This window comes from Chitinimonas sp., from assembly GCF_041904975.1.
GTDB lineage: Bacteria > Pseudomonadota > Gammaproteobacteria > Burkholderiales > Chitinimonadaceae > Chitinimonas.
Genome location: NZ_JAYRLZ010000375.1, coordinates 1 through 3,301 on the forward strand (window position 1 = coordinate 1; position 3,301 = coordinate 3,301).

General features: G+C 60.6%; 3 protein-coding genes. 2 read left to right on the top strand and 1 reads right to left on the bottom strand.

Going from position 1 to position 3,301, the window contains the following annotated elements:
- Both holA and rng read left to right on the top strand, forming a co-directional pair.
- On the top strand, positions 1 to 674 hold a 674-nt coding region (gene holA / locus ACE3OH_RS20995; RefSeq protein WP_374357798.1), incomplete at its 5' end, for a DNA polymerase III subunit delta.
- An 80-nt stretch (positions 675 to 754) separates the two neighbouring features.
- Positions 755 to 2,212 (top strand): ribonuclease G, encoded by a 1,458-nt coding sequence (rng, locus tag ACE3OH_RS21000; RefSeq protein ID WP_374357807.1) that lies wholly within the window; start codon positions 755 to 757, stop codon positions 2,210 to 2,212.
- Between the two features lie 78 nt (positions 2,213 to 2,290).
- Here the strand turns inward: rng and ACE3OH_RS21005 are convergent, their stop codons facing one another.
- A complete protein-coding gene (locus ACE3OH_RS21005; protein ID WP_374357810.1) occupies positions 2,291 to 3,034 on the bottom strand; it encodes a substrate-binding periplasmic protein in 744 nt (247 codons plus the stop codon).
- Between the last annotated feature and the right edge of the window lie 267 nt (positions 3,035 to 3,301).

The window sequence follows — 3,301 nt, forward strand, 5'->3', positions numbered from 1 at the left end:
TCGACAAGCCGCAGCTATCAGCCAAGTGGTTTACCGCGCTGCAAGAGGCAGGTGCCAGCCTGGCCTGCCCGGCAATCGGCCGTAACGAGCTGCCCGGCTGGATCAGCGAGCGGCTGGCGCGGCAGCAGCAGCGCCTGGCCAGTGAGGCCATGGCCTATCTGGTGGCTCGGGTCGAGGGCAATCTGCTCGCCGCCAAGCAGGAAATCGACAAACTGGCCCTGCTGCATCCACCCGGCGAATTGAGCCTGGCCGATCTGCAAGCCGAAGTGGCCGATGTAGCCCGCTACGATGTGTGGGGCTTGGGCGAGGCCCTGGTGGCCGGTGATGCCGCCCGCTTTGCCCGCATGCTCGATGGCCTGCGCGGTGAAGGCGAGGCGCCCCATCTGGTACTGTGGGCGCTGGCCGACGAAGTACGCGCCCTGCTGCGCGTGGGCCGTGGCCGCGAAGCCGGTGGCAATCTGCAGCAGCTATACCGCGAAAACCGCGTATGGGGCGACAAACAGAAACGCTATCCGGCCGCGCTGGACCGCCTCAAGGGTGTGCAACTGAAAGCCGCCTTGCTGCATGCAGCCGAGATCGACCGCATCATCAAGGGCATTGGCACCGGCGACGCCTGGGAAGAACTATTGAAGCTGGGCATGCGCTTGATGCCGGCACAAAAAACCAGATCCTGAACCACAGCGTATTCGCCGGATGCAGCGCCCACACCTTGCGCGAGTTCGCTGCGGTTCAAGATTTCACAGGTCGTACAGCGATGAAAGAGCAGATCCTCATCAATGTCACCCCGCAGGAAACGCGGGTGGCGGTGACCGAAGAAGGTATCGTCCAGGAAATCCATATCGAGCGCGCAGCCCAGCGCGGCATTGTCGGCAATGTCTATCTGGGTGTGGTGCGGCGGGTATTGCCTGGTATGCAGTCGGCGTTTATCGAGATCGGCCTGGAACGTGCGGCCTTTCTGCATATCGCCGATGTGATCGAGCAGCGCCAGCATCCGAGCGAGCCGCAGCGTATCGAGCGCCTGATGTTCGAGGGCCAGAGCGTGATGGTGCAGGTGATCAAGGACCCGATCGGCAGCAAGGGCGCGCGTCTGTCCACCCAGATCAGCATTGCCGGGCGCTTTCTGGTGTTTCTGCCGCAGGAGCACCATATCGGCGTCAGCCAGCGCATCGAGCATGGCGAAGGCCGCGAGCATCTGCGTGAGCGCCTGCTCAAGCTCTTGCCCAATGCCAAGGATCACGGCGGCTATATCATCCGCACCTCGGCCGAGCATGCCAGCGATGCCGAGCTGCATGCCGATGTCGACTATCTGGAACGCATCTGGGCCGACCTCAAGCAAAAGTCCAAAACCCTGCCGCCAGAATCCTTGCTGTACCAGGATCTAAATCTGGCCATGCGGGTGCTGCGTGATATCGTCAACGACGACACGCAGAAAGTGATCGTGGATTCCCGTGAAACATTCACCCGCATGGCCGAATTTGCCGAAGCCTTTGTGGTGAATGTGGCGCCGCGCATCGAGCACTACCAGGGCGAGCGCCCGGTGTTCGAGATGCACGGTGTAGAGACGGAAATCGAGCGGGCACTGGCACGGCGGGTCAATCTGAAATTCGGCGGCTACCTGATCATCGACCAGACCGAGGCGATGACCACCATCGACGTGAACACCGGCGGCTTTGTCGGCACCCGCTCATTCGACGACACCATCTTCAAGACCAATCTGGAAGCGACCCAGGTGATCGCCCGCCAGCTGCGCCTGCGCAATCTGGGCGGCATCATCATCGTCGACTTTATCGATATGGATAATGCCGAGCACCGCGAGCAGGTGCTGCATGAGCTGCACAAGGCGCTGATGAAGGATAGGACCAAGGTCACCTGTTCCGGCTTTACCAGCCTTGGCTTGGTGGAAATCACCCGCAAACGCACCCGCGAGAGCCTTGCCCATATCCTGTGCGAACCCTGCCCGACCTGCCAGGGCCGTGGCGAGATCAAGACTGCCCAGACCGCCTGCTATGAGGTGTTGCGCGAGATCCTGCGCGAAGCACGCCAGTTCAACGCCCGCGAATACCGCATCCTGGCCAGCCAGTCGGTGATCGATATGTTCCTCGATGAAGAGAGCGCCAGCCTCGCCATGCTGGCCGACTTTATCGGCAAGCCGATCTCGCTGCAGGTGGAGTCGGCATACACCCAAGAACAGTTTGATGTGATTCTGGTGTAGCGCCGGGTGCACTCTGATTGCGGGGATCCCTGCAATCAGCGGCGATTGCAAGCCCGATCCGCTCAGCGCTCTTCTTGCTCAATGCGGCCAGTGGTACTGCTCGGCCAGGCGATCGTAAATGCCTTGTTCGTGCAACTGCTTCAGGGCGGCATTGTAGCGATCACGCAAGGCTGCAGAGGAGGGCAGGTTGCGCGGAAACAGGGTCATGTAATCCACTTTCCCCACCCAGTCCGCCTTTGAAAAGCCAAACCGGGGGTCCGCGCCGTAATTGAGTCCGTCGCGAAACAGAGTCGCCTGAAACACTTCAATGACCACCGGGGCGTAATCACAGCGTCCGCTGACGATTTTGGCGACCACCGCATCCAGATCGAAGGCGCTGAAATCAACTCTGCCTGGCTCCACCTGAAATGCCGACAAATTGGCGCTGTTCACGGCACACAAGCGAAATCTGCCCAAGGCCTTTGCGTCGTAAAAGCGTTCCGGCAAATGGCGGTTCCGCAGGTGGAACAAGCCCAGCGTTGTGCTTACCAACGGAGCCGAGTAAAGGAAATCGCGCTCGCGCTCCGGGCTGTACGACGATAGCAACAACACATCGAATCGCCCGGCAGCCGCTTCTGCCAGGCAGCGCGCCCACGGCATCCGGCTTACCTGCAGCGAATAGCCCATGGAACTGAACGCTGTCTCAGCCAGCACATAGCCCAAACCATGCCAGCTAGCTTGCCCGTTTGCATCGAGCGTCTGGTACGACAGTGGCGGCCAGTCGAAATCACTCTCGCATCCGCGCACCACGGGAGCTGCAATCGCTTGCGTGGCGCACAGCACCGCGCTTGCAGCCCAGACCTGATGGATAAAGTGCTTCATCATCTCTCTACGCTAGCCGGCTGACGCGGCAAGGCAAGCGGGCGGCGACCTGCGGCCTATTGTGTCCGGTTGAATTCGCCTGATGTATCAAGCAATGGAATGTGCTGACCGCAAATGTTTTTCACGCCTATGCCGCACTGACCTTGGGAACACGAAACCCGGCCTCGTAAAAATGCATCGAATGGCGAGTGTTGCGTACGAAAGCGCGTTGCCACCCCGCCGGAATTT